The 22214-nt window shown below is 64.4% G+C and carries 25 protein-coding genes; 15 read left to right on the forward strand and 10 right to left on the reverse strand.

The features are described from left to right. The first annotated feature begins 22 nt into the window (after positions 1-22). From CH278_RS08965 to CH278_RS08995, 7 genes are all read left to right on the forward strand, one after another. Positions 23-1240, forward strand: coding sequence for a DUF5336 domain-containing protein (locus CH278_RS08965; RefSeq protein WP_094621653.1), 1218 nt, complete (start codon positions 23-25; stop codon positions 1238-1240). Positions 1241-1411: 171 nt separating this feature from the next. Further along, positions 1412-2782 carry a cell division protein PerM gene (locus tag CH278_RS08970; protein WP_256991751.1) on the forward strand — a complete coding sequence of 457 codons (1371 nt, stop codon included), beginning with the start codon at positions 1412-1414 and terminating at the stop codon, positions 2780-2782. Between the two features lie 79 nt (positions 2783-2861). Then, positions 2862-3476, forward strand: coding sequence for a phosphoribosylglycinamide formyltransferase (gene purN, locus CH278_RS08975; protein ID WP_032385691.1), 615 nt, complete (start codon positions 2862-2864; stop codon positions 3474-3476). Continuing rightward, positions 3473-5029 (forward strand): bifunctional phosphoribosylaminoimidazolecarboxamide formyltransferase/IMP cyclohydrolase, encoded by a 1557-nt coding sequence (gene purH / locus CH278_RS08980; protein ID WP_032390807.1) that lies wholly within the window; start codon positions 3473-3475, stop codon positions 5027-5029. The genes purN and purH overlap by 4 nt, the downstream gene beginning before the upstream one ends. A gap of 469 nt (positions 5030-5498) precedes the next feature. After that, positions 5499-6047 (forward strand): endonuclease domain-containing protein, encoded by a 549-nt coding sequence (locus CH278_RS27945; RefSeq protein ID WP_256991750.1) that lies wholly within the window; start codon positions 5499-5501, stop codon positions 6045-6047. Between the two features lie 116 nt (positions 6048-6163). Then, positions 6164-7549 carry an ATP-binding protein gene (locus CH278_RS08990; RefSeq protein WP_094621656.1) on the forward strand — a complete coding sequence of 462 codons (1386 nt, stop codon included), beginning with the start codon at positions 6164-6166 and terminating at the stop codon, positions 7547-7549. Continuing rightward, a complete protein-coding gene (locus CH278_RS08995; RefSeq protein ID WP_094621657.1) occupies positions 7549-9495 on the forward strand; it encodes a vWA domain-containing protein in 1947 nt (648 codons plus the stop codon). Before CH278_RS08990 ends, CH278_RS08995 begins: the two co-directional genes overlap by 1 nt. On the opposite strand, the gene CH278_RS09000 is transcribed toward CH278_RS08995, so the two are convergent. The 7 genes from CH278_RS09000 to rpmB form a co-directional block, all read right to left on the reverse strand. Further along, positions 9496-10068 carry a DUF1707 SHOCT-like domain-containing protein gene (locus CH278_RS09000; RefSeq protein ID WP_032371242.1) on the reverse strand — a complete coding sequence of 191 codons (573 nt, stop codon included), beginning with the start codon at positions 10066-10068 and terminating at the stop codon, positions 9496-9498. 25 nt (positions 10069-10093) lie between these two features. Continuing rightward, complete coding sequence (locus CH278_RS09005; RefSeq protein WP_027496026.1) at positions 10094-10558, reverse strand: hypothetical protein; 465 nt, start codon at positions 10556-10558, stop codon at positions 10094-10096. 46 nt (positions 10559-10604) lie between these two features. After that, positions 10605-11531 carry an AEC family transporter gene (locus tag CH278_RS09010; protein WP_032381729.1) on the reverse strand — a complete coding sequence of 309 codons (927 nt, stop codon included), beginning with the start codon at positions 11529-11531 and terminating at the stop codon, positions 10605-10607. An 80-nt stretch (positions 11532-11611) separates the two neighbouring features. Further along, positions 11612-11866, reverse strand: a complete 255-nt coding sequence (rpsR, locus tag CH278_RS09015; RefSeq protein WP_008719028.1) for a 30S ribosomal protein S18 — start codon at positions 11864-11866, stop codon at positions 11612-11614. 14 nt (positions 11867-11880) lie between these two features. Next, positions 11881-12186: a 30S ribosomal protein S14 gene (rpsN, locus tag CH278_RS09020; protein ID WP_094621658.1), complete on the reverse strand. Its 306-nt coding sequence runs from the start codon at positions 12184-12186 to the stop codon at positions 11881-11883. A gap of 3 nt (positions 12187-12189) precedes the next feature. Further along, a complete protein-coding gene (rpmG, locus tag CH278_RS09025; protein WP_170944568.1) occupies positions 12190-12360 on the reverse strand; it encodes a 50S ribosomal protein L33 in 171 nt (56 codons plus the stop codon). Further along, entirely contained in the window at positions 12357-12593 is a 237-nt protein-coding gene (rpmB, locus tag CH278_RS09030; RefSeq protein WP_032365915.1) for a 50S ribosomal protein L28, read from the reverse strand. The genes rpmG and rpmB overlap by 4 nt, the downstream gene beginning before the upstream one ends. Positions 12594-12730: 137 nt before the next feature. On the opposite strand from rpmB, the gene mrf reads away from it, so the two are divergent. The 5 genes from mrf (at position 12731) to CH278_RS09055 (ending at position 17030) form a co-directional block, all read left to right on the forward strand. Continuing rightward, positions 12731-13963, forward strand: a complete 1233-nt coding sequence (gene mrf, locus CH278_RS09035; protein WP_094621659.1) for a ribosome hibernation factor-recruiting GTPase MRF — start codon at positions 12731-12733, stop codon at positions 13961-13963. Then, positions 13960-14220 carry a type B 50S ribosomal protein L31 gene (locus CH278_RS09040; RefSeq protein WP_094621660.1) on the forward strand — a complete coding sequence of 87 codons (261 nt, stop codon included), beginning with the start codon at positions 13960-13962 and terminating at the stop codon, positions 14218-14220. The genes mrf and CH278_RS09040 overlap by 4 nt, the downstream gene beginning before the upstream one ends. Positions 14221-14223: 3 nt before the next feature. After that, complete coding sequence (gene rpmF / locus CH278_RS09045) at positions 14224-14391, forward strand: 50S ribosomal protein L32 (RefSeq protein ID WP_027496033.1); 168 nt, start codon at positions 14224-14226, stop codon at positions 14389-14391. 77 nt (positions 14392-14468) lie between these two features. Further along, the gene (locus CH278_RS09050) at positions 14469-15533 is read left to right on the forward strand and encodes a VIT1/CCC1 transporter family protein (protein WP_032373048.1); all 1065 of its coding nucleotides are present in this window, start codon (positions 14469-14471) and stop codon (positions 15531-15533) included. Between the two features lie 315 nt (positions 15534-15848). Then, positions 15849-17030, forward strand: a complete 1182-nt coding sequence (locus CH278_RS09055; protein WP_094621661.1) for an RtcB family protein — start codon at positions 15849-15851, stop codon at positions 17028-17030. A gap of 93 nt (positions 17031-17123) precedes the next feature. Here CH278_RS09055 and CH278_RS09060 read toward each other — a convergent pair whose 3' ends face one another. Beyond that, the gene (locus CH278_RS09060; protein ID WP_032381732.1) at positions 17124-17420 is read right to left on the reverse strand and encodes a hypothetical protein; all 297 of its coding nucleotides are present in this window, start codon (positions 17418-17420) and stop codon (positions 17124-17126) included. Between the two features lie 434 nt (positions 17421-17854). On the opposite strand from CH278_RS09060, the gene CH278_RS09065 reads away from it, so the two are divergent. Continuing rightward, entirely contained in the window at positions 17855-19573 is a 1719-nt protein-coding gene (locus CH278_RS09065) for a metallophosphoesterase (protein WP_094621662.1), read from the forward strand. 64 nt (positions 19574-19637) lie between these two features. Here the strand turns inward: CH278_RS09065 and CH278_RS09070 are convergent, their stop codons facing one another. Next, on the reverse strand, positions 19638-20654 hold the full coding sequence (locus CH278_RS09070) for a magnesium and cobalt transport protein CorA (RefSeq protein WP_027496037.1): 1017 nt from the start codon (positions 20652-20654) through the stop codon (positions 19638-19640). Positions 20655-20732: 78 nt separating this feature from the next. Here CH278_RS09070 and CH278_RS09075 point away from each other — a divergent pair, with 78 nt between their 5' ends. Then, the gene (locus CH278_RS09075; RefSeq protein WP_048319438.1) at positions 20733-21161 is read left to right on the forward strand and encodes a VOC family protein; all 429 of its coding nucleotides are present in this window, start codon (positions 20733-20735) and stop codon (positions 21159-21161) included. Here CH278_RS09075 and CH278_RS09080 read toward each other — a convergent pair. Further along, on the reverse strand, positions 21158-21439 hold the full coding sequence (locus CH278_RS09080) for a PASTA domain-containing protein (protein WP_032371235.1): 282 nt from the start codon (positions 21437-21439) through the stop codon (positions 21158-21160). The genes CH278_RS09075 and CH278_RS09080 overlap by 4 nt on opposite strands. Positions 21440-21553: 114 nt before the next feature. Here CH278_RS09080 and CH278_RS09085 point away from each other — a divergent pair, with 114 nt between their 5' ends. Continuing rightward, complete coding sequence (locus CH278_RS09085) at positions 21554-22168, forward strand: trimeric intracellular cation channel family protein (protein WP_027496040.1); 615 nt, start codon at positions 21554-21556, stop codon at positions 22166-22168. The last annotated feature ends 46 nt before the right edge of the window (positions 22169-22214 follow it).

Genomic DNA, 22214 nt, shown 5'->3' on the forward strand with positions numbered 1-22214 from the left:
ACTATCAGGATGAGGAGACGCGATGACCTACTCGCCCGGCAGCCCTGACAACGGGGGCTCCAACTCTGGTGGCTACGGCGGAGGCGGACCGTCCTACGGCCCCCCGTCCACGCCGAATCAGTCCACGCCCAATCAGCCGAATCAGCCGTCGTCCGGTGCCTACCCCCAGTCGGGTCAGAACCAGCCGTTCCACCAGCCGTCGGTATCCAACCCGTTCGGCCCGCCCGTGCCAGGAACCTCCGCACCGAGCGGGTCCGCGCCGGGCACGTCCGGGCGCTCGACGAAGCCGTCCGGTGCCGGGCTGGCAAGTCTGCCGAGGATTCTGACCTTCGCGGTGCTCGGTCTCGGTATCGTCAACTTCCTGCTCGGCCTGCTCGATTTCGTCACCGCCGAAGTGTCGTCGTCCGAGCAACTGCCCAGCGGCATCCAGACCTCGTTCAGCACCAACTTCTTCGAGTCCGGCGGAAGTGCGGCGTCGATCGCGTTTCTGCTCGCCGCCGGTCTGATCGCAGGTGCGTCGCTGCTGCAGAAGGATGCCCGGAACCAGGCCGTGATCGCGGCACTGGCCATCGCCGGATTCCTGGTGCTGGTCTTCCAATCGTTCAGCCTGCCCAGTGCCGAGGGCAACGAGTTCGCCAGCACCAGCAGTTCGCTCGGAATCGGCGCGATCCTGGTACTCGTGTTGGGCTTCGTGCAGGCAGCGGCCGCTGTGGTTGCGCTGCTGCTCGATGCAGGCATCGTCAAGGCCCCGGCACCCAAGCAGTCCGGCTTCGGGAACCAGAGTCAGCAGTCCGGTTACGGCCAGCAGAATCCGTACAACGCGCCGACGACGTCGTTCGGTGGACCGTCCGGACCGCAGAATTACAGCAACCCGCCGGCCTACGGTCAGGCCCCGTCGAACACAGCGGGCTCGTCGAACTTCGGGCAAGCGCCGAGTGGACAGACGTCCGGACAGCATTCCTACGGTCCCGGCGCACAGTCGCCGTACGGCAATCAGCCTGCGCCCAACACCGGATCGCAGGGTGGCTACTCGCCGCCGCCGTACACCGGTCCGAGCGGTCCGCCCGCAGGGCAGGCCTACCCGCCGAACCAGTACCCGTACGGTGGCCAGCCGTCCGGTTACGGTCAGCCGTCGAGCACACCCGACGAGTCCGAGTCGGGCGCACAGTCGACGCCGTACGGCGCACCGACTCAATCGTTCGGCGCGACTCCCGCGGAAGACGACAACAAGCGCGACTGATTTCGCACGTCACACTCGACTTCGCGGCGCGCCTGACCGGCGTGCCGCGTCGTTGATGCGAATCTCGTAGTGATGAGCGATCTATTGAACCGAGATACTCGACGCGCGGCCGCACGCAGTTCCCGTGTGAGCACCGGGCCTACGCCCGATCAGTCACGAACGCTCGCTGCCGTGGCCTTCAAAACCTCCGGGTTGGTGGTGGTCATCGCCACGACTCTGGTCCTGATCACCCTTGTCTCGGTCAACAGCGATCTCACCGGAACCCTCGGTGCCATCGCCGGTTCCTGGTTCGCGGTGCACCTGGTGCCGCTGAGTATCGGTGGCACGTCGATGGGCGTCGCCCCGATGCTTCCCACCCTCGTCGTCGCCTGGTCCGTCGCACGCACGGTTCACCACGCGGTGGACGAGACCACCGACCGTCGCATGGTCAGGTGGGTGTTCGCCGCGTCGATGGCCGGACCCCTCGCCGTCACGGCCATCGCTCTGGCCGTCGCCAAGGATGCGTCGACGGTTATCGGACTGTCGAGCCCCAACGCACTCGTCGCCTTCTCGTGGGTGGCCGGAGTACACGCAGCGGCGTCGGGCACCGGCTTGGTCCTGGCTCGCTGGGACACTCTGGTGATCGATCGACACCTTCCAGACTGGGTACGCGCACTCGTCGCGCCGCTCGTGCGGTCCGTTTCGGTGCTGATGGCCGGCGGCGCCGCCATCGTGCTGTTGGCTCTGCTCGCCTCCTGGGACACCGCCGGTTCACTGCTCGACAACGGACGCACCCTCGTCGGCATGCTGGGACTGACCGTGCTGTCGGTGCTGTACCTGCCGAACATCGTCCTCGGTGCCCTCGCCGTCGCGACGGGGTCCTCGGCGAGCTTCGGAGACGCAACGGTCAGCCTGTTCTCGACGACCGGCGGGCCGCTCCCACCGCTCCCGATCCTCGCCGTCCTCCCCGAAGGATCCGCGCAGACGATCGGGATCGTCCTGCTAGTCGTTCCCATCGCAGCCGGGCTACTCCTGGGACGCGACTGCGCGATCCGAAGCGTGGACGTCCAGGTCGCGGTCTCCTCGGTGTGGGCGGTAGCCGCCGTCATCGGTGCCCTCGCCGCGGTGTTCGGCTACGCCGCAGGCGGCAACCTCGGCACGTTCGGCACAGTCGAAGTAACCGTGTGGAGCTTCGCACTGTTGACCTTCGCCTGGCTCGGCGTCGTCGGATCCGCCTCGGCCGCCCTCGTCGTGTGGCGTCGAGCAGACCCGGAACCCGACCACGAACCCCACGACCGATCCGGTACCGAGCAGCCCGTGCCGGCGACCGTGCCCGCAGTAGAACTGGCCATTCGAGCGCCTGCGTCGGAACCGGACGAGGCTGTCGCGGACACCGTCGTCGAGGCCGAGGTCGTCGACGAGAAGCCGGTCGCGACAGTGGAAGCAGACGATCCGATCGCGGCAGACGCCGAATCCGAGGAACCGCTCGAGGCCGAGATCGTCGCTCCGCCCCCGGCCCAGGACGACGCGTCGAGCACTGCGGAGGACGGACCTGCCCGGTAGGGGCGCGGGTCGGAGCGACTAGGCTTTCTGCTGGCTCGAACGATCCCCTCGATACCTCAGGAGTAGTGCGCTGACTGCCTTGCGTGAGACACCCGCGCGGGTCGTCGTCCTCGCGTCGGGGACCGGCTCGCTCCTGCAGTCGCTCGTCGCCGCGACAACTGCCGAGGACTACCCGGCGCGCATCGTGGCCGTCGGAGTCGATCGAGAGTGCGCGGCCGCTCGTCATGCCGACGATGCCGCGATCCCACATTTTCGTATCGGCTTGCGGGACTTCGCCGATCGGTCGGCCTGGGATGCGGCGCTCACCGACGCTGCCCTGGGGTTCGAGCCCGATCTGATCGTCACCGCAGGGTTCATGAAGATCCTCGGCCCTCGATTTCTCGACGCGTTCGCCGGCCGGATCGTCAACACGCACCCCGCGCTGTTGCCGTCGTTCCCGGGTGCGCACGCCGTTCGGGACGCGCTGGACCACGGCGTCAAACTGACCGGTTCGACGGTGCATCTGGTCGATTCCGGCGTCGACACCGGGCCGATCCTGGCTCAGGAAGCCGTGCCCGTTCTCGACGGCGACGACGAAGCGGCATTGCACGAACGCATCAAGACTGTGGAACGACGGTTGCTGGTCGACGTGATCGCAGCGGTCGCAGCCAAAGGTGTCACCTCCGATGGACGAAAGGCTCAGATAATCCGATGAGTGAACGTAAAGCGGTGCGCCGCGCACTGGTCAGTGTCTACGACAAGACCGGACTGATCGAACTTGCGACCGGTTTGCATGCCGCGGGCGTCGCTCTGGTGTCCACCGGATCGACGGCGAGCAAGATCGCCGACGCCGGAATCCCGGTCACCAAGGTCGAGGACCTCACCGGATTCCCCGAAACCCTCGAGGGCCGCGTCAAGACGCTGCATCCTCGCGTCCATGCCGGGGTCCTTGCCGACACCCGCAAGCCCGAGCACCTGGCTCAGCTGGACGAGCTGGGCATCGAGGCGTTCGAGCTCGTCGTGGTGAACCTGTACCCGTTCACCGAGACCGTCGCCAGCGGTGCAACACCCGACGAATGCGTCGAGCAGATCGATATCGGTGGCCCCTCGATGGTGCGCGCCGCGGCCAAGAATCACCCGTCGGTCGCGGTTGTCGTCGACCCGAGCCGGTACGACGACGTACTCTCCGCTGTCTCCGGTGGTGGATTCACGCTCGCCGAGCGCACATCTCTTGCCGCGCAGGCATTTCAGCACACCGCGGCGTACGACGTCGCAGTGGCGTCGTGGATGTCGAGCGTCCTGACCCCCGACACCGAGACCGTGTTTCCCGAGTGGATCGGTGGCACCTGGGACCGCTCCGCAGTACTTCGGTACGGCGAGAACCCGCACCAGAAGGCTGCCCTGTACGTCGACTCCTCCGCTGCTGCCGGTATCGCTCAGGCCGAGCAGCTGCACGGAAAAGAGATGTCGTACAACAACTTCACCGATTCGGATGCGGCCTGGCGGGCAGCGTTCGATCACTCGGAGCCCACCGTCGCGATCATCAAGCACGCCAACCCGTGCGGAATCGCCGTCGGCACCGACATCGCCGAGGCGCACCGAAAGGCGCATGCGTGCGATCCGGTGAGCGCCTACGGCGGCGTCATAGCGGCCAACCGTGAGGTCACCGTCGAAATGGCCGAGCAGGTCGCCGAGATCTTCACCGAGGTCATCATCGCGCCCTCCTACGCCGACGGCGCGCTGGGAGTGCTGCAGCGCAAGAAGAACATTCGAGTTCTGCTCGCAGAAGCGCCGCCCACGTCGGGCGTCGAACTCAAGCCGATCTCCGGCGGGGCACTGCTGCAGCAGAGAGACGTCATCGACGCCGACGGCGACGATCCGGCCAACTGGACCCTGGCCGCCGGCGAACCCGCCGACGAGCAGACCCTCAAGGATCTCGAATTCGCTTGGCGCGCAGGACGAGCCGTCAAGTCCAACGCAATTCTGCTCGCCCACGACGGCGCGTCGGTCGGCGTCGGAATGGGCCAGGTCAACCGCGTCGACGCCGCCCACCTCGCAGTCCAGCGTGCCGGGGATCGCGTCGTCGGTTCGGTCGCGTCCTCCGATGCCTTCTTCCCGTTCCCCGACGGCTTGCAGGTCCTCATGACCGCGGGCGTCAAAGCCGTTGTGCAGCCCGGTGGTTCGGTCCGCGACAACGAAGTGATCGCTGCTGCACAGGACGCGGGCGTGACGCTGTATCTCACGGGTTCGCGGCACTTCGCCCACTAGCTGCTCCGTCGAGATCGCAGTTGTGCAGCCTTTTACACCATTTCCGCTCGCATAACTGCGATCTCGGCGATCTGTGGATGACCGAATAGTTGTCCACAGATCGCGCTGCTGGCCGTTTCGAGGGGCTCGACCCTGCCAGGGTTGAGCGATGGGGATCGAGTCAGGACCGTTTCGTGGGTCGGTTGCAGTGCAGTCCGGTTCGTTGAGCCGTCACCGACTGAGCCGCGACAATGTACGAGTGTTCCGTGACACGTATGTGCCCACGGGAACCACCCTGGATGCGCGGACCCTGGCTGTGGCGGCATCTGTGTGCGTCGGCAACAGCGCAATTGTCGCGGGTACTTCGGCGGCCGCTATACATGGCGCGCGATGGGTCGACGCCTCGGTGCCACCCACTGTGCTTGCGCTGGAAAAATCACATTCATTCCCAGGGCTGATCCTCCGGCGCGATTCGATCGAGCCTGGCGATGTGCTCGTTGTCGGCGGGGTGGCGGTGACCAACCCGGTACGAACCGCGTTCGATATCGGGCGATGGGTTCCGCCACCGCAGTCCGTGATCTTCCTCGATTCACTCATGGCCGCGACCGGCCTCGAGCTGGATGCGGTGAGTGCATTCGCGTCACTGCGTCCGGGGTGTCGGGGTATCCGGGTGCTGCTCGACGCCCTCGGTCGGGTGGACGGAGGTGCGGAATCGCCTCAGGAGACGCGCACCCGACTGTTGTTGATCGATGCTGGACTTCCGAAACCCACCACCCAGATCGACATTCGAGATGCGCGTGGTCGATTTGTTGCGCGGATCGACATGGGGTGGGAGAGGTGGCGTGTCGGGGTGGAATACGAGGGGGTGCAGCACTGGCTCGACGAGCGTCAGCGAACTCGAGACATCGAGCGGTACGAGGACCTGCAGCGGTGCGATTGGCATATCGTTCGAGTCAATTCCGAACAACTCCGCCGTCGTCCCGACGAAGTGGTCCGCCGAGTTCGGGCCAAGCTCCGTGAGGCAGGAGCACCGGTCTAGCGAGATCGCAGTTGTGCAGGGCATTTGTCCAGTTCGGGTGGCATAAGTGCGAACTCGGCGGAACCACAACGGACCACTAGATGGCAGCAATCGTCAAACGCTCGTAGCGTGGAGAAGTGACCTCCACCAAACCTGGCATCTCCACTCTCGGCGAACTCAAGGCATCCGGACATCGGCAGCGGTCGATCAAGGAAGAGCTCCGCGAAAATCTTTTGAAAGCATTGCGTGACGGCGAAGATCCGTGGCCGGGGATCGTCGGCTTCGGGTCGACGGTGCTGCCGCAATTCGAGCGCGCGATTCTGGCCGGTCATGACGTCGTTCTGCTGGGTGAGCGTGGGCAGGGCAAGACGCGTCTGCTGCGTACCCTCAATCTGCTGCTCGACGAGTGGGTGCCGGTGATCGCCGGTGCCGAACTGGGCGAGCATCCGTACGAGCCCATCACCCCTGCGAGCATTCGTAGAGCGAAGGAACGAGGCGACGACCTGCCCATCGAGTGGCGGCACCGCAGCGAGCGGTACGCCGAGAAGCTCGCGACCCCGGATACCTCGGTGGCCGACCTCGTCGGCGATGTCGATCCGGTGAAGGTCGCGGAGGGCCGCAGCTTGGGCGACCCGGAGACCATTCACTTCGGTCTCGTTCCGCGGAGCCACCGCGGCATCGTGGCGATCAACGAGCTTCCCGACCTCGCGGAGCGCATCCAGGTGTCGCTGCTCAACGTCATGGAGGAGCGCGACATTCAGGTTCGCGGCTACACCCTGCGGCTCCCGCTCGACGTCATGTTGGTGGCGAGTGCCAACCCCGAGGACTACACCAATCGCGGACGCATCATCACTCCGCTCAAGGACCGCTTCGGTGCCGAGATCAGGACGCACTACCCGCTCGAGCTGGACGACGAGGTAGCCGTCATCGATCAGGAAGCGGACCTGCAGGCCGAGGTCCCGGCATACCTGCTCGAGGTGCTCGCTCGATTCACTCGACTGCTGCGCGAATCGCCGTCGGTCGACCAGCGCTCCGGCGTCTCGGCACGATTCGCGATCGCCGCTGCCGAAACGATCGCTGCCGCAGCGGTTCACCGCGCCGCGATACTCGGCGAAGCGGACGCGGTAGCGCGGCCGGTGGACCTGGGAACGATCATCGAGGTGCTGCGCGGCAAGGTCGAGTTCGAGTCGGGCGAAGAAGGCCGCGAAATCGAGGTCCTCGAACACATGCTGCGACGCGCGACGGCCGATACCGTCCGGGCACACCTGGGCGGCCTGAACCTCGCGGCGTTGGTGACGGCCGTGGAGACCGGCGACCCGATCGTCACCGGCGATCGCATCACCGCAAAGGCTCTGCTCGACGAGCTGCCCGACGTGGCCGTGATCGGCGACATCACCGAGCGGTTGAACGCGACCTCGGACGGCGAGAAAGCAGCCGCCGTCGAACTGGCACTCGAAGGTCTCTACCTCGCGCGGCGGATCTCGAAGGATCCCGACGACGACGGCCAGACGGTGTACAGCTGATGCGTCGCTCCAGGTACGGGCGCTATCACGAGGGCCCGGATCCACTGGCTCCTCCCGTCGATCTGCGGGAGGCGTTGGATGCGATCGGCGAGGACGTCCTCGAGGGGGCGTCGCCTCGCCGGGCGTTGCAGGAGATGCTGCGGCGCGGAACGAAGAACATGCGCGGGCTCGACGACCTCGCGGCCCAGGCTGCCAAGCGTCGCCGAGATCTGTTGAAGCAGAACAACCTCGACGGCACGCTGCAGGAAGTGCGTGAGCTGCTGGACAAGGCGGTGCTCGAGGAGCGTAAGGCGTTGGCGCGTGCCCTCGACGACGATGCGCGGTTCCAGGAGATGCAGATCGGCGATCTGTCTCCGTCCACCGCCCAAGCGGTGCAGGAGCTCTCGGATTACGACTGGCGTTCGTCGGAGGGGCGCGAGAACTACGAGAAGATCAAGGATCTGCTCGGCCGCGAGATGCTCGATCAGCGATTCGCCGGCATGAAGCAGGCTCTCGAAGGTGCCACCGAGCAGGATCGCCAGGCCATCAGCGAGATGCTGAAGGACCTCAACGAACTGCTCGACGCCCACAACAAGGGCGAGAACACCGACGAGCAGTTCGACGAGTTCATGAACAAGCACGGTCAGCATTTTCCGGAGAATCCGAAGAATGTCGACGAGCTACTCGATTCACTGGCGGAAAGGGCTGCCGCCGCGCAGCGACTACGGAACTCTCTGACTCCCGAGCAGCGAGCCGAGTTGGATGCGTTGGCCCAGCAGGCCTTCGGTGATTCGAACCTGCTGAATCAGCTCGATCAACTGGATCAGAATCTGCAGCAGGCCCGGCCCGGTGAGGATTGGGACGGTTCGCAGAACTTCCGCGGCGAGAACGGAATGGGCCTCGGTGACGGTACCGGGGCACTGCAGGACATTGCCGATCTCGAGAATCTGGGCAATCAGCTCTCGCAGCAGTACAACGGGGCGGCACTGGACGATATCGACGCCGATGCCCTGCTGAAACAGCTCGGACCGGAGGCTGCTGCCGACGCCCGGATGCTCTCGGAGCTCGAAAAGGCGCTGCAACAGCAGGGTTTCATGGACAAGGGTGCCGACGGTCAGTGGCGTCTGTCGCCCAAGGCCATGCGTCAGCTGGGGCAGTCGGCGTTGAAGGATGTCGCTGGAAAGCTGTCTCGACGCGGCGGCGAGCGAGATACTCGTAAGGCCGGCGCGATGGGTGAGCCGACGGGAGCGTCGCGCACCTGGGAATTCGGCGACACCGAACCGTGGGACGTGACCCGCACGGTCAACAATGCCGTCTTGCGTACGGCTGCACAGGGATCGGGCTTTCCGGTGCAGCTACAGGTGACGGATGTGGAGATCAGCGAGACCGAAACCCGGACGCAGGCTGCAGTGGCGTTGTTGGTCGACACGTCGTTCTCGATGGTGATGGACGGCCGCTGGGTGCCGATGAAGCGCACCGCACTGGCTCTGAATCATCTGGTGAGCACTCGATTCCGCGGGGACGATCTGCAGCTGATCGGATTCGGCAGGCATGCACAGACTTTGACGGCCTCGGAGCTCGCCGGCCTGGACGGTGCCTACGATCAGGGCACCAATCTGCATCACGCGTTGATGCTCGCAGTGCGGCATCTGCGTCGTCATCCCAATGCACAGCCGGTGGTCTTGATCGTCACAGACGGTGAACCGACGGCTCATCTCGAGCCGGACGGTCATGCGTATTTCGATTATCCGCCGTCGTCGAAGACGTTGGGGTTGACGGTGCGTGAGCTCGATACCGTCGCGAAACTCGGTGCGCAGGTGACGATTTTCCGTCTCGGCGACGATCCCGGTCTGGCCCGGGTGGTGGACAAGATGGCCGAGCGGGTCGGTGGCAGGGTCATCGCGCCGGATCTGGACGGATTGGGTGCTGCGGTGGTGAGCGACTACCTCAAGCGTCGGCGATCGTAGTCACTTCTCAGCTGCCTTGATGTCCACCGAGACTCCGCCCCAGAAGGCGAGTCCGGTGATGACCACTCGGGGCGCACCGGGGTGCGTGGCGCTGACGTGCTCGAATCCGCCCATGATTCCCGTGCCGCGGACCTCGACGCCGATGCCGGGCGGCACGGTGATCTCGATGCCGCCCATGATCGCGACGCAGTTGATCGTGGTTTCCTGGGCCGAGAACGTCGCTCGGCGTAGGTCGAGTTGCACTCCGCCCCAGAAAGCGAGCGCGTCGATGCGTGCGGCGACGGTCCATTCGCCTTTGCGAACCGATCCGCTCATGATCGCGATGGCCCGATCGGTCTGAGGCGCACCGGTGTGCGTCGTTTGCGGAGGTGGGGTGAGGGCCAGATCGTCGGTCAACAGGTCCAAGTCGCCGTAGGTCTTCGCTCGGTACGCCGCGGCCGTTCGCTCGTCGTACTCGGTGACGGTCAGTTGACCGTTGGCGAACGCGTCGCTCAGCAGCTGTGCCACGAGGTTGCGATCGGCATCGGCAGCGCGCACCGTACTTCGATTTCGGTCGGGTAGTTGGTCGCTCACCGGTCGGACATTACCGGCGACCGGGTCAGGCCGCATTCAGGATTGCGCGATGACCCAGCGGCGACGCCAGCGTGATCTGCATGGTGGCGTAGACGGCAACCATGATGCAGGACTTGTCCTCGGCGTCCGGTCTGGTCCCGGTACGCAGTTCGATCGTGACGGCCGTATCGGTCTCGGTCACCGTCGCGTCGGCTCCGTAGCACTCGGGCGTGCCGGTGACGAAGTGCACCGCGATGGTGTTGGGGGAGACCTGGCTCCACGACTCGAACGGAGTGGTCGTCGCGCGGATCAGATCAGGGGTCGACTCGAACATCGTGCCGACGTCGCCGACGGGAACCTCGTGGGGGACGGGCGGCGCGCTGGGTTGCTGGACGAACCCGATGGGGGTGGTGGAGTTCGTTGTCGGTGTCGTCTCGTCGTCGTCACCGGCGGCGGTGCTGCAGCCGGCCAAGAGCAGGCACAGCATGACACCTGCAGCGAGAAACCTCATGAACCCAAAGTAGCGCTGGGAGCTGAGGAGAACCTTTGTGTTCGTTTCATGCCAGCAGCACCGTGACGAGTGCGATGACGGGAATCGAGACCAGGGTCGTGACGAATGCCGTGTCGCGGGCCAGAACGACCCCTCGCTGGTAACGGCTCGCGAAGACGAAGACGTTCTGCGCCGTGGGCAGTGCCGAGACGACGACGATGGCGAACAGGTCGTGCCCGTCGAGGCCGAAGACGAATCGGGCCATCAGATACCCGAGCAGGGGCTGAAGCGCCATCTTGAACAGGGTCGCCAGAGCCACGTCCCGTCGCGGGCTGATGCCCTTCTGCAGTACCCGCGCGCCGTACAGCGACAGTCCGAACGCGAGCAGTGCACCAGGAACGGACAGGTTGCCGACGAGTTGGAACGGCTGCATGAGCGCCTCGGGGAGCTCGAATCCGGTGATCGACAGTACGAGACCCGCGGCCCCGGCCAGCACGATCGGGTTTCGGAACGGCGTCGTGACCGTCTTGAACAGTGAGACCTCGTCGATCTTGGTGGAGATGTCGAGGACGGTCACCGCGATCGGCGTGTAGATCATGATCTGGAACAGCAGCAGGGGAGCGACGAAGTTGGCGTCGCCCAGAACGAACACGGCGATCGGGATACCGAGGTTCGCGGCATTGACGTACGAGCTCGCGAGTGCGCCGACGGTCGCGTCGGGCACGGCGCGTTTCAGCGCGAGCTTCGCGATGACGAAGTAGATGGCCCCGACGAGCAGCGCAGTGGAACCGGCGACGGCAAGAACGGGGGACAGGATGACCGACAGGTCCGAATTGGCCAACGTGACGAACAGCAGCGACGGCGTCGCCACGAAGAAGACCAGTCTGCTCAGAACGAACTGGCCGTGTTCGCCGAGGATTTTCAGATGGGCGAGCAGGTAGCCCAGTGCGATGACGACGAAGATGACGGTGAAGCCTTCGAGAACGCCGGACATCGCAGAACTGCTCGTTTCTTGCTGGGAACGACAGAAAGGCCACGTAGCCCTGGGCTACGTGGCCTTTCTCGAAAGCTGATTCAGCGGCTGGTGAACGGCAGCAATGCCATTTCACGAGCGTTCTTCACTGCGACAGCGACCTGGCGCTGCTGCTGCGGGGTGAGCCCGGTGACCCGGCGGCTACGGATCTTGCCGCGGTCGGAAATGAACTGACGAAGAAGGTTGATGTCCTTGTAGTCCACCGTGGTGACCTTGGCGGCGTTCAACGGGTTCTTCTTCGGTCGACGACCCGCCTCTGCGCGGACCTTCTTCGACGGTGCTCTCTTGACTGCCATCTCTACCTTTTCCCTTACCAGCTCGACTTGTGGACGCCTGGCAGCTCCCCGCGGTGAGCCATCTCGCGCATCTTCACGCGGGACAGCCCGAATTTCCGTAGGTAACCGCGCGGACGTCCATCCGCAGCGTCACGATTGCGCAATCGTACCGGACTCGAATCGCGTGGCAGACGCTGCAGTGCCGCCTGGGCCCCCGCGCGCTCGGAATCGCTGCTCGAGGGCTTGCGAAGGATCTCTTTGAGCTCTGCGCGACGCGTTGCCCAGCGGGCGACGACGACCTTGCGTTGCTCGTTCTTCGCGATCTTCGATTTCTTGGCCACCGGTCAGCGCTCCTCTCGGAAATCGACGTGCTTGCGGACGACCGGGTCGTACTTCTTCATCACGAGTCGGTCGGGATCGTTGCGACGGTTCTTGCGGGTGACGTAGGTGTAGCCGGTACCCGCGGTCGACTTGAGTTTGACGATGGGGCGGACGTCGGTGCTCTTGCCCATCAGATCTTCTCCCCACGTGCGCGGATCTTGGCCACCACGGCGTCGATGCCGTCGCGGTCGATGGTCTTGATGCCCTTGGCCGAGAGCGTGAGGGTGACGCGGCGTCCGAGGCTGGGGGCGTAGTAGGTCTTGCGCTGGATGTTGGGATCCCACCTGCGGCTGGTGCGCACGTGGGAGTGCGAGACCGACTTTCCGAAGCTGGGGGTGCGGCCGGTGACCTGGCAGTGCGCTGACATGAGCACTCCTTTCTTGCCGTTATGACAATCGTTTTCGACAAAGCGTTCAAGCGAATGTAGCGTGCATCCTCAGAGAATGACAATCGTTGTCGAGAAGAAAGGCGCTCGTGAACACATCACCGGACGATCGAACCCCGATGGTCCTCGTCTCCGGCTGGACCGGAGCCATGGACGCTGTCGTGACATCGCTGCTCGCGCCGGGAACTGTCGCAGTCCGCCACGACCTGAGCCGCGTCACCGAGGGCGTCGTACGCCGAACGTTGTTCGTCCTGGGTGAGAACCCGCGCGAGACGATCTTGGAACTGGCGCACGGCTGTGTCTCCTGCACGCTGCGCGAGGACCTGCTGCCGCTGCTACGCGCACTGTCGAGTCGCAGCAGTGTCGATCGCATCGTGCTCGTTCTGGACCCTGCGCTCGAGCCCGAGGCGTTGTGCTGGGCGGTGGACAACGTCATCGTCGCCGACGTGGTGGGGCAGATCGACGGACCGGCCTCGAGGGACGTCCGTATCGAGGCCGTGATCGGCTGCCTCGACGCCGCAACCTGGTTGGCCGACGCCACCGGCGACGACACCTTGGCCGACCGAGGCATCGTTGCGAGTGGGGATGACGATCGAACCGTCGCGCAGTTGGTAGTAGGCCAGGTGGACTACTCCGACGCGCTCGTCGTCACCGCAGGTCCCGACGTCGACGCGTGGGAGCGCGCCAGGCTCGCGGCCGTCCTCGCGCGGTTGGCGCCGAACGCACCCGTCGTCTGGGTTTCGCAGGACTCGATGGTCGACGGCCCAGCAGTTCTCGCGTCCGTTCCCTTCGATGCCCGGCGCGGTGAGATCACCGACGCCCACTCGCCGTTGTTGCGCGGCCAGCCGCCCTTGTCCGTCGACTGCGGAGTCGCACTCGTGGAGTTCACCGCAACTCGGCCGTTCCATCCCGAACGACTGCACGAGGCCATCGACGTGTTGCTCGACGGCGTCGTCACCGCTCGCGGACGGGCATGGGTGGCCACACAACCCGACGAAGCGCTGTGGATCGAATCGGCGGGCGGCGGACTACGGGTGGCGAGCGCCGGAAAGTGGCTTGCGGCAATGACTCCGGTGGAACAGGATCGCGTCGACACCACCAGGCGAGCGATGGCTGCGCTGCGGTGGGACGAGCACTTCGGTGATCGAGACACGTCGTTGGTGATTTTGGTACATCAGGCCGACCCCACCGAGATCGACCGAACTCTGCAGTGGGCGTTGGTGTCCGACGACGAGATGACCGATCCCGCTCAGTGGGCCACGTGGACCGACCCGTTCGGCCAATGGCACGAAGACCCCTGCGAGAGCAGCGAATCCCCGTACGCAGACCAGTCACGAGAGGCAACAGAATGAAGCCAGGCATCCACCCCGATTACCAACCGGTGGTGTTCCAGGACTCGAGCACCGGGAACAAGTTCCTCACTCGATCCACCGTCACGTCCGCCCGCGAGACCGAGTGGGAAGACGGCAACACCTACCCCCTGATCGTCGTCGACGTCTCGTCCGAATCGCATCCCTTCTGGACCGGGGCGACACGCGTCATGGACACCCAGGGGCGCGTCGAGAAGTTCGAGAAGCGCTACGGCCGTCGAAGCCGAAAGGAGGCGTGAGACATGGCTGTTCCGAAGAGAAAGATGTCGCGTTCCAACACGCGTAGCCGACGGGCACAGTGGAAGGCCGTCGCCCCAGATCTGGTGACCGTGCGTTTTCAGGGCCGCGAGTTCCGAGTGCCGCGCAGGTTGGTCAAAGCGGTCCAGGCCGGGGTGTACGACCCGAGCTGACCCCCCGCTCGTGCGCGTTGTGCGCCCTTCCAGGTACGCACAACGCGCACGAGGGCGGAGCCCGGTACGTTTGCTCGATGGACGGAACGGAACCCTCGTCGAAGGACGTCAAGCGATGGCGGCAGTACCTCGCCGACGAGCGGGCCGAGGCCGCCGTCTATCGCGACCTGGCGGGTAGGCGCAGCGGTGAGGAACGCGACATTCTGCTCGAGTTGGCCGACGCGGAAGGCCGCCACGAACAGCATTGGCGCAATCTGCTCGGCGATCGCGTCGGGATGCCACTCAAAGGCGACATTCGTACCCGGATCCTCGGCGTGCTGGCGCGCCGCTTCGGATCGGTGTTCGTGCTCGCCCTCGCGCAACGCGCCGAGACCCGCTCGCCCTACGCGACCGACGCCGACGCAACGGACGCAATGACGGCCGACGAGCAAATTCACGCCGAGGTGATCCGGGCACTGGCTGCCCGTGGCCGAAATCGACTCTCGGGAACCTTCCGGGCCGCGGTGTTCGGTGCCAACGACGGATTGGTCAGCAACCTCGCCCTGGTGCTCGGCATCAGCGGATCCGGAGTGTCCAACCAGATCGTGTTGGTCACCGGACTCGCCGGCCTGCTTGCCGGTGCGCTGTCGATGGGAGCAGGCGAATACGTCTCGGTGCGCTCACAACGCGAACTGCTCGAGGCATCGTCGCCCGACAGCGCAGCGAATGAGGCCGTTCAACACCTCGACGTCGACGCCAACGAACTCGCACTCGTCTACCGCGCTCGCGGAATGACCCACGAGGAAGCCGACGCGAAAGCCGCGGACATCATCCGACTGCTCCCCGCCGTCGAAGAACCGGCCACTGACATCGACGAGCACGAATCCATCGGAACCGGACTCGGTGCCGCCGCAGCGAGCTTCTGCTTCTTCGCCTCGGGTGCGGTCATCCCGGTGTTGCCGTACCTGTTCGGTCTCGAAGGCTATGTGGCCCTTGCCGTTGCAGCAGTGCTCGTCGGACTGGCGCTGATCTGTACGGGCCTGATCGTCGGACTGCTCAGCGGCGGCCCGCCCGTCAAACGTGCACTGCGCCAACTCGCCATCGGATACGGCGCGGCCGGGGCGACGTACTTACTTGGACTCGCATTCGGTGGGGGAGTGTAAATTCCGCTCTGCGTTCTGGGCAGGAATGCACAAATGCGACGCACATCGACGGGATCCCGTCCGAGCGGCGCACTTCTGTGCATTCTGTCCTGTCTGCCATCCTCGCGTTCGAATTAATTAGCTCGCGTCGGAGACTTTCAGCTCGATAGGGTCATCGCCATGCGCGCCACTTGTCTGCCCTGCGCGGCTCTCGACACGAGAGTCCGTCCGAGCATTGTGCTGCGCGCATATTCATCCGAGCTGTGTGCTGCTCTCACCGGCAAACAGCGACCCATCGAATAGCTCTCTCTCGTCGAGGGGGCAGGAAGGAACATCATGCCCCCGAACAAGGTGGGCTTACGGCTGCTCAATTGGGCGTCACAGCTCGAAGACAAGACGCTCGAGCAGGCTCGCGAAACAGCATCGATGCCGTTCGTGCATCCGCACGTTGCTCTGATGCCCGACGCACACAGTGGAATGGGAAGTGCTGTAGGAACAGTCATTCCGACGTTGGGTGCCGTGATTCCCGCCGCCGTCGGTGTCGACATCGGCTGCGGAATGATTGGTGTCCGAACAGGATTCACCCTCGATGACCTCGACGGACGGAACCTGAAGGATTTGCGACTCGCCATCGAGGCCAGCATCCCCCTCTCGCCCGGCAACTACAACGTCGGTGTCGATCGATGGCAGTTCACTGCGCCAAAGCTGCTCGAACTCGAGGAGTTGGCGGTCAGGGACGGTGTAGAGCTGAACCACTCACCTCAGTGGCGGGAGCAGCTCGGTTCGTTAGGCGGCGGCAATCACTTTGCCGAGTTGTGCCTCGACGAGACCGATCGAGTGTGGCTGTTTCTGCACAGTGGGTCGAGGGGCGTCGGCAACAAGATCGCGAAGAAGCACATCGGGATTGCGCAGCGTCTGTGTGCGCAGTGGTGGATCTCGTTGCCGAACAAAGACTTGGCGTACCTCCCCGAGAGCTCCCGTGAATTCGGGCAGTACATCAGAGATCTGAAGTGGGCGCAGCGGTTCGCGTACCTGAACCGGGCCGAGATGATGGACCGGTTCGGCGCGGTGTTCGCCGATTGGATGGGAACTGACAACCACCGCGAGGTCGAGCGGATCAATTGCCACCACAACTACACGGTGAAGGAAACGCACGCGCACAAGGACGTGTGGCTCACCCGTAAAGGTGCAGTGGACGCACACGAGGGTGTGAAGGCGATCATTCCCGGATCAATGGGAACGCGCTCGTACGTGGTGGTCGGAAAGGGTTCCAAGGCCGGCCTGTGCTCGGCACCCCACGGTGCCGGTCGACAGTTCTCTCGGACCGAGGCCAGGAAGCGGTTCACCCAAGAGAACCTGCAGGAGCGGATGAAGGGGATCGAGTTTCGCGACAGTGCCGACTTCATCGACGAGATTCCCGACGCCTACAAGTCCATCGATGTCGTGATGGAGGACGCCCGCGACCTGGTGAGCGTCGAGCACGAGCTACGCCAGATTCTCAACGTCAAGGGGACCTGACGGATCCGGGCCTGAACCTGTTGAACGACGAAGGACGCGCACCGAGATCACTCTCGATGCGCGTCCTGCGTGTCGTTCAGGGGAGGAGAAGACTCACTCCTCTTCAGGGCACGAGAAGGTGATGGTCACGTTGCTGCGGTCGATAGGTGCGAAGTACACCGAGCGCAGGGCCGTCGCTGTGCGATCTGCGTCGTCGCACCCGTTGATGGGTCCATCGCGCTTGATCAGCATCAGGTTGCCGCTGTCCTTGATGATTGCTCGCGCGGCGGAGATCGACTTGCCCTCGATCTTGTCCTTGAAATCGGGCACGTCGGCGGCCTGCGCCAGCGGGGCGAATCCGACCGCACAGGCAATGGACAGTGCAGCTACGGTCAACGACTTCTTCAGCATGACTTCTCCTCGGTTTTCAACTGTTGGCTCCCGTTGACTGGCTGCAGCCACAGGGGCGCGTGCAATCACCGGAGGTGTATAACTCACGTCGAACTTCAGCCAACGGGCGCTGACCTCAAGTTTCGTGATCAGAGTAACAGCGGATCTCGCGGGCGGCGGGGCAGTTGGCCCCGAACTGGACGTGTTCGAGGCCGCGTATGTCTGTTTCGGTTGGGCGAGCACACCGACATGCGCTCGATTGCTTGTGTTTCGCCCAATCTTTTTCCGAGGTCGGCCCCGATACCCGCACCACCGCTCGATGGCCGGCGCGGGGCTTCCCTCCCCGACGGGATTGTCCACGTTCGTCCCGTTGTGCATCGGTGTTCTCCACTTGTTCACCTGAAGTGCTCCGTTCCGTTCAGCGCCCGAGGGGCCTTCACGGTCACCATCGATTCATGACGCTCAATCCCGCAGGCGAGACCGTCGCGATCGGTATTTCGGGGACGCTCGCCGAGAACATGACGATGGCCGAGCAGCACGACTGGCATCGGTCGTTCCTGCGGCGGCACCCGGTGAGTCGACGCAACTTTCTGGTCGGTGCCGCAGCGACGGCAGCCGCGGTGGGCGTCGGGAATTCGGTGTTCGCGCGTACCGCCTATGCGCAGGACGCGCCGCTGGCGGTGGCCGGTCGACACATGGGCTTCGGCAACGACCCGGCGACGCAGTTGCGATTCTCCGCTCAGCTTTCCCGTAATCCCGGCCTAACCGGTGTCTTCCTCGATCACGGCCCGACGCCTGCATTGGGAGCGACGACCTCTGCCGAGGTGCGCAACCTCGTCAGCCAAGTTCCGCAGACCGATGGCGGCATTCTGTCGGCCGAGCAGTACTACGTGCACGTGCCCGTCGACGATCTGACGCCCAAGCTGCCGCACTATTACCGATGGCGTACCGCAGACGGTTTCGTCAGCGACATTCGCAGTGCATCTCCGGCGCTGCCGACCGGACGCATCGCTCCGTTCCGCTTCACCATGATGGGGGACCAGGGCGTCGACGAAACTCCGTCGCAGCCAGCGGGTCTGGTGGCCGGCGACTACGACGACCTGTACTACAAGGCCGACAACGAACCGTCGGTCAAGCACGCGCGCAACATCAATCGCCAGATCGAGGCGTCGCGTCCGGACTTCCACATTCTTGCCGGCGATATCGCCTACGCGGACCCGTCGGGTGCCGGTCTGCCACCACAGTTCGCCGGCCACGGCAAGACGCCGCCGAAGGGGTTCGACAAGTTCAATCCCTTCGTCTGGGATGGCTACTTCCAAGCGATCGAGGGAAGCGCGTCGACGGCACCGTGGTTGTTCGCCACCGGCAATCACGACATGGAGGCGCTGTACAGCCCGAACGGATACGGCGGCCACGCTGCACGTCTAGATCAGCCCAGCACTGGCCCGAAGGGGTGCCCGTCGGCGTATTCGTTCGTGTACGGCAACACTGCGGTGCTCTCGCTCGACGCCAACGACGTCAGTTACGAGATCAAGGCCAACACCGGCTACAGCGGCGGAGCCCAGAACACCTGGGTGGAGCAGACTCTCGCCAAGTATCGGGCAGACCCGAACATCGACTTCATCGTCTGCTTCTTTCATCACTGCGCCTACTCGACCACGTCGACGCACGCGAGCGACGGCGGCGTACGTGACGCGTGGGTATCGCTGTTCGACAAGTACGAGGTCGACGTGGTGCTCCAGGCGCACAACCACGTGTTCGAGCGCACCGATCCGATCCGCTCCAACCGTGCGACGCGGGTCGCCGGCGACAACGCCACGGTTCGCGGAAAGACCGACGGCACCGTGTATTACACCGTCGGCGGGGGTGGCCGTCCGCGTTACACGTTCCAGGATGGCGAGGGCGTCAGCTACCGGGGCCACGAGTTGCCGGACACGGCTGTTCCGAACAGCTATGTCTGGGCACCCGACGGCAGCAAGTCGGCGGAGTCGGTCACCTGGTCGCGCGTGAGATTCCTGAACTACTCGTTCGTGAGAGTCGATGTGGTGCCGGGTATTCCGGGTATCAAGGCCAGCACGATGTCCATCGGAGCGATCGACGAATACGGCAACGAATTCGATCGCCTCACCTTCGAGCGTGACATCCCGGTGGGCCCGATCTTCGGTTCCTCCTGAGTGCCCATGTGAGTGGAACTTCGACCCCTGCTACGAACTTCCACTCACGTGCGGCGCAGCCGCTCTACAGCCACTTCTGACGTTTGAACACCACATAGAGCGCGCTGGAGCAGATCACCATGGCGACCAGCGCCAGTGGATAACCCAAGTGCCACTTCAGTTCCGGCATGTCCTCGAAGTTCATGCCGTAGATCGCGGCGATGAGCGACGGCGCGAACAGGATTGCGCCCCAGGACGAGATTCGTTTGACCTGTTCGTTCTGCTCGAGGCTGACCTGCGTCATGTTCCGCATCTCTTCGTTCTGCTGCTGCGCCACCATGGTGGAGTGCACCGTCATCGCGTTCTGCAGGTTGGATCGAAACGATTCGATGCGGTCGGAGATGCGGATTGCGTGGTCCAACACGTCACGAAGGTTTCGCTGCAGTTCGACATCGACGTGATACTTGTCGGACCCGCGCTTGAGGGATTCGATCATCTCCACCAGAGGCTTTGCCGCACGGTCGAATTCGGATACCTCGCGCAGCAGTGAGTAGATACGCCGCGATACGCTGGGATCACCGGTGAACAGCTGATCCTCGATTTCGTCGATGTCGGTCTGCAGTCCCTTCACCACCGGGACGTACTCGTCGACCACCTGGTCGAGGATGCCGTACAGGATGGCCTCGGGCCCGAGCGCGAGCAACTCGGGCGATTCCTCCAGCCGGTGGCGGACGAGACCGAGTTCGGGTGATTCGGCGTGACGGATCGTGACGACGAAATCGGCTCCGAGAAAAATGTGCAATTCACCGAATTCGACCTTTTCGGTCTCGTCTATGTACCGCGCGGGTCGCAGAACGACGAACAACTGCTCGGCGTAGCGTTCGAGCTTCGGCCGCTGATGCGCCGCGATGGCATCCTCGACGGCGAGTCGGTGCAGCCCGAATTCCGTAGCCACCGCGTTGATTTCGCTGATCTCGGGACGGTACAGGCCGATCCACGCCATGCCGTGGCGATCACGCATGCACTCGAACGTGATGTCGAGACTCTCCGGATTTGCGGTCCGCTTTCCCTCGACGTACACGGCATTGTCGACGATCGGCACTTCGGGTCACCTCGGTTCGAGAACTTCGAATGTGCCGGACGGCACCCGATCGAGACTATCGCCTGAAACAATGGGGCGATGCAGCAGCGAGTTCATTTCACCACTCTGGCCACTGCGGATCTCGATGCAGCCCGGTCGTTCTACTGCGACGGGCTGGGGTGGACGCCGTTGCTCGATGTTCCCGGGGAGATTCTGTTCTTCCAGATCGGACCCGGTGCGGTGCTCGGTCTGTACGACGCCACCTCGTTCGACGGGGATCTGGGACGGCCGCCGCGCGAGCACGACCTCGGCTCGGTCACGTTGGCGCACAACGTCGACGACGCAGCAGCCGTCGACGCGATGTTCGCGGCCACTCTCGCGGCGGGCGCGACACCGATCAAGACACCTCAGCGAACATCGTTCGGTGGCTATCACGCCCACATCGCCGACCCCAACGGAGTCATCTGGGAAATCTGCCACAACCCCGGTTGGAGCGTCGACGACGACGGGACGGTTCGGCTGACTTAGCCGGCACCGACTATCAGTAGGAGGGCGGCGTTCTCGCTGACCTTGTCACCGGCTTGAAAGTTGGTTCCGACGACCGTCGCGTCGGGACGGTCGTAGTCGGAGCTGACGTCGGAGAAGCCTGCATCCGACAACGCCTGCACCGCGTCCGATTCGGTCATTCCGGCCACTGCGGGAAGCGTCGCGCGGTCGGGTGCTGCGTCGGCGATAGCGCCGCCGCCGAGGGTCAGTGCCCCAGCCACCGCGAGGGTGGCGATCGTCTTCTTGAATCCGATACCCATGTCTTCGTCCTTACTCGGCGGCGCTCTCTGACAACGCAACCGTGCTCCTGGAGGCTGTGACAGCGTTTCGATGTTGCTGTGAAGCAGCTGTCAGTCGCATGACATGCTCGTTCGGTGCTTCTCGACCTCCTCGGATACATCGGTATCGCAGTCTTCGCGGCGTCGGGTGCACTGGTCGGGGTATATCGACGACTCGACCTGTTCGGGGTTTGCGTCGTCGGAATCACGACGGGCATCGGGGGCGGCATCGTTCGCGATCTGCTGCTCGGTATCCATCCGCCGACGTCGCTGGACACCTGGCCGAACGTCACCGTCGGGTTTTTCGCCTCGCTCGTGGTGTTCGTCGCGCATCGGCAGATGGGCAAGGTGCGCCGAGGCGTGCTCGTGCTCGACGCATTTGGGATGGGCCTGTTCGCCTCGACCGGCGCGACGATCGCCCTGGGTGTCGGCGGTAGCTCCCTGTCGGGGGCGCTCATCGGGACGACGACGGCCGTAGCCGGTGGCGTGATCCGGGACGTCCTCGTCAACGACGTGCCCCTGCTGCTGCACCGCGACCTGTATGCCCTACCTGCGCTGCTCGGCGCGACGGCCGTCGTGGTGGCCGAGGCGCTCACTCTGCCGGAGAACGTCGGGTTGGTCGCGGGGACGATACTGGCGACCGGCCTGAGATTGCTCGCTCTGTGGCGTAAATGGAATCTGCCGCAGGCTCGGAACCTACCTACGTTGTGAGCTTCGACTGCCGGAGCGCGTACCGACCGACCACCCCTCTCAGCCG

The organism is Rhodococcus sp. 05-2254-5 (assembly GCF_002258575.1).
GTDB classification, from domain to species: domain Bacteria; phylum Actinomycetota; class Actinomycetes; order Mycobacteriales; family Mycobacteriaceae; genus Rhodococcoides; species Rhodococcoides fascians.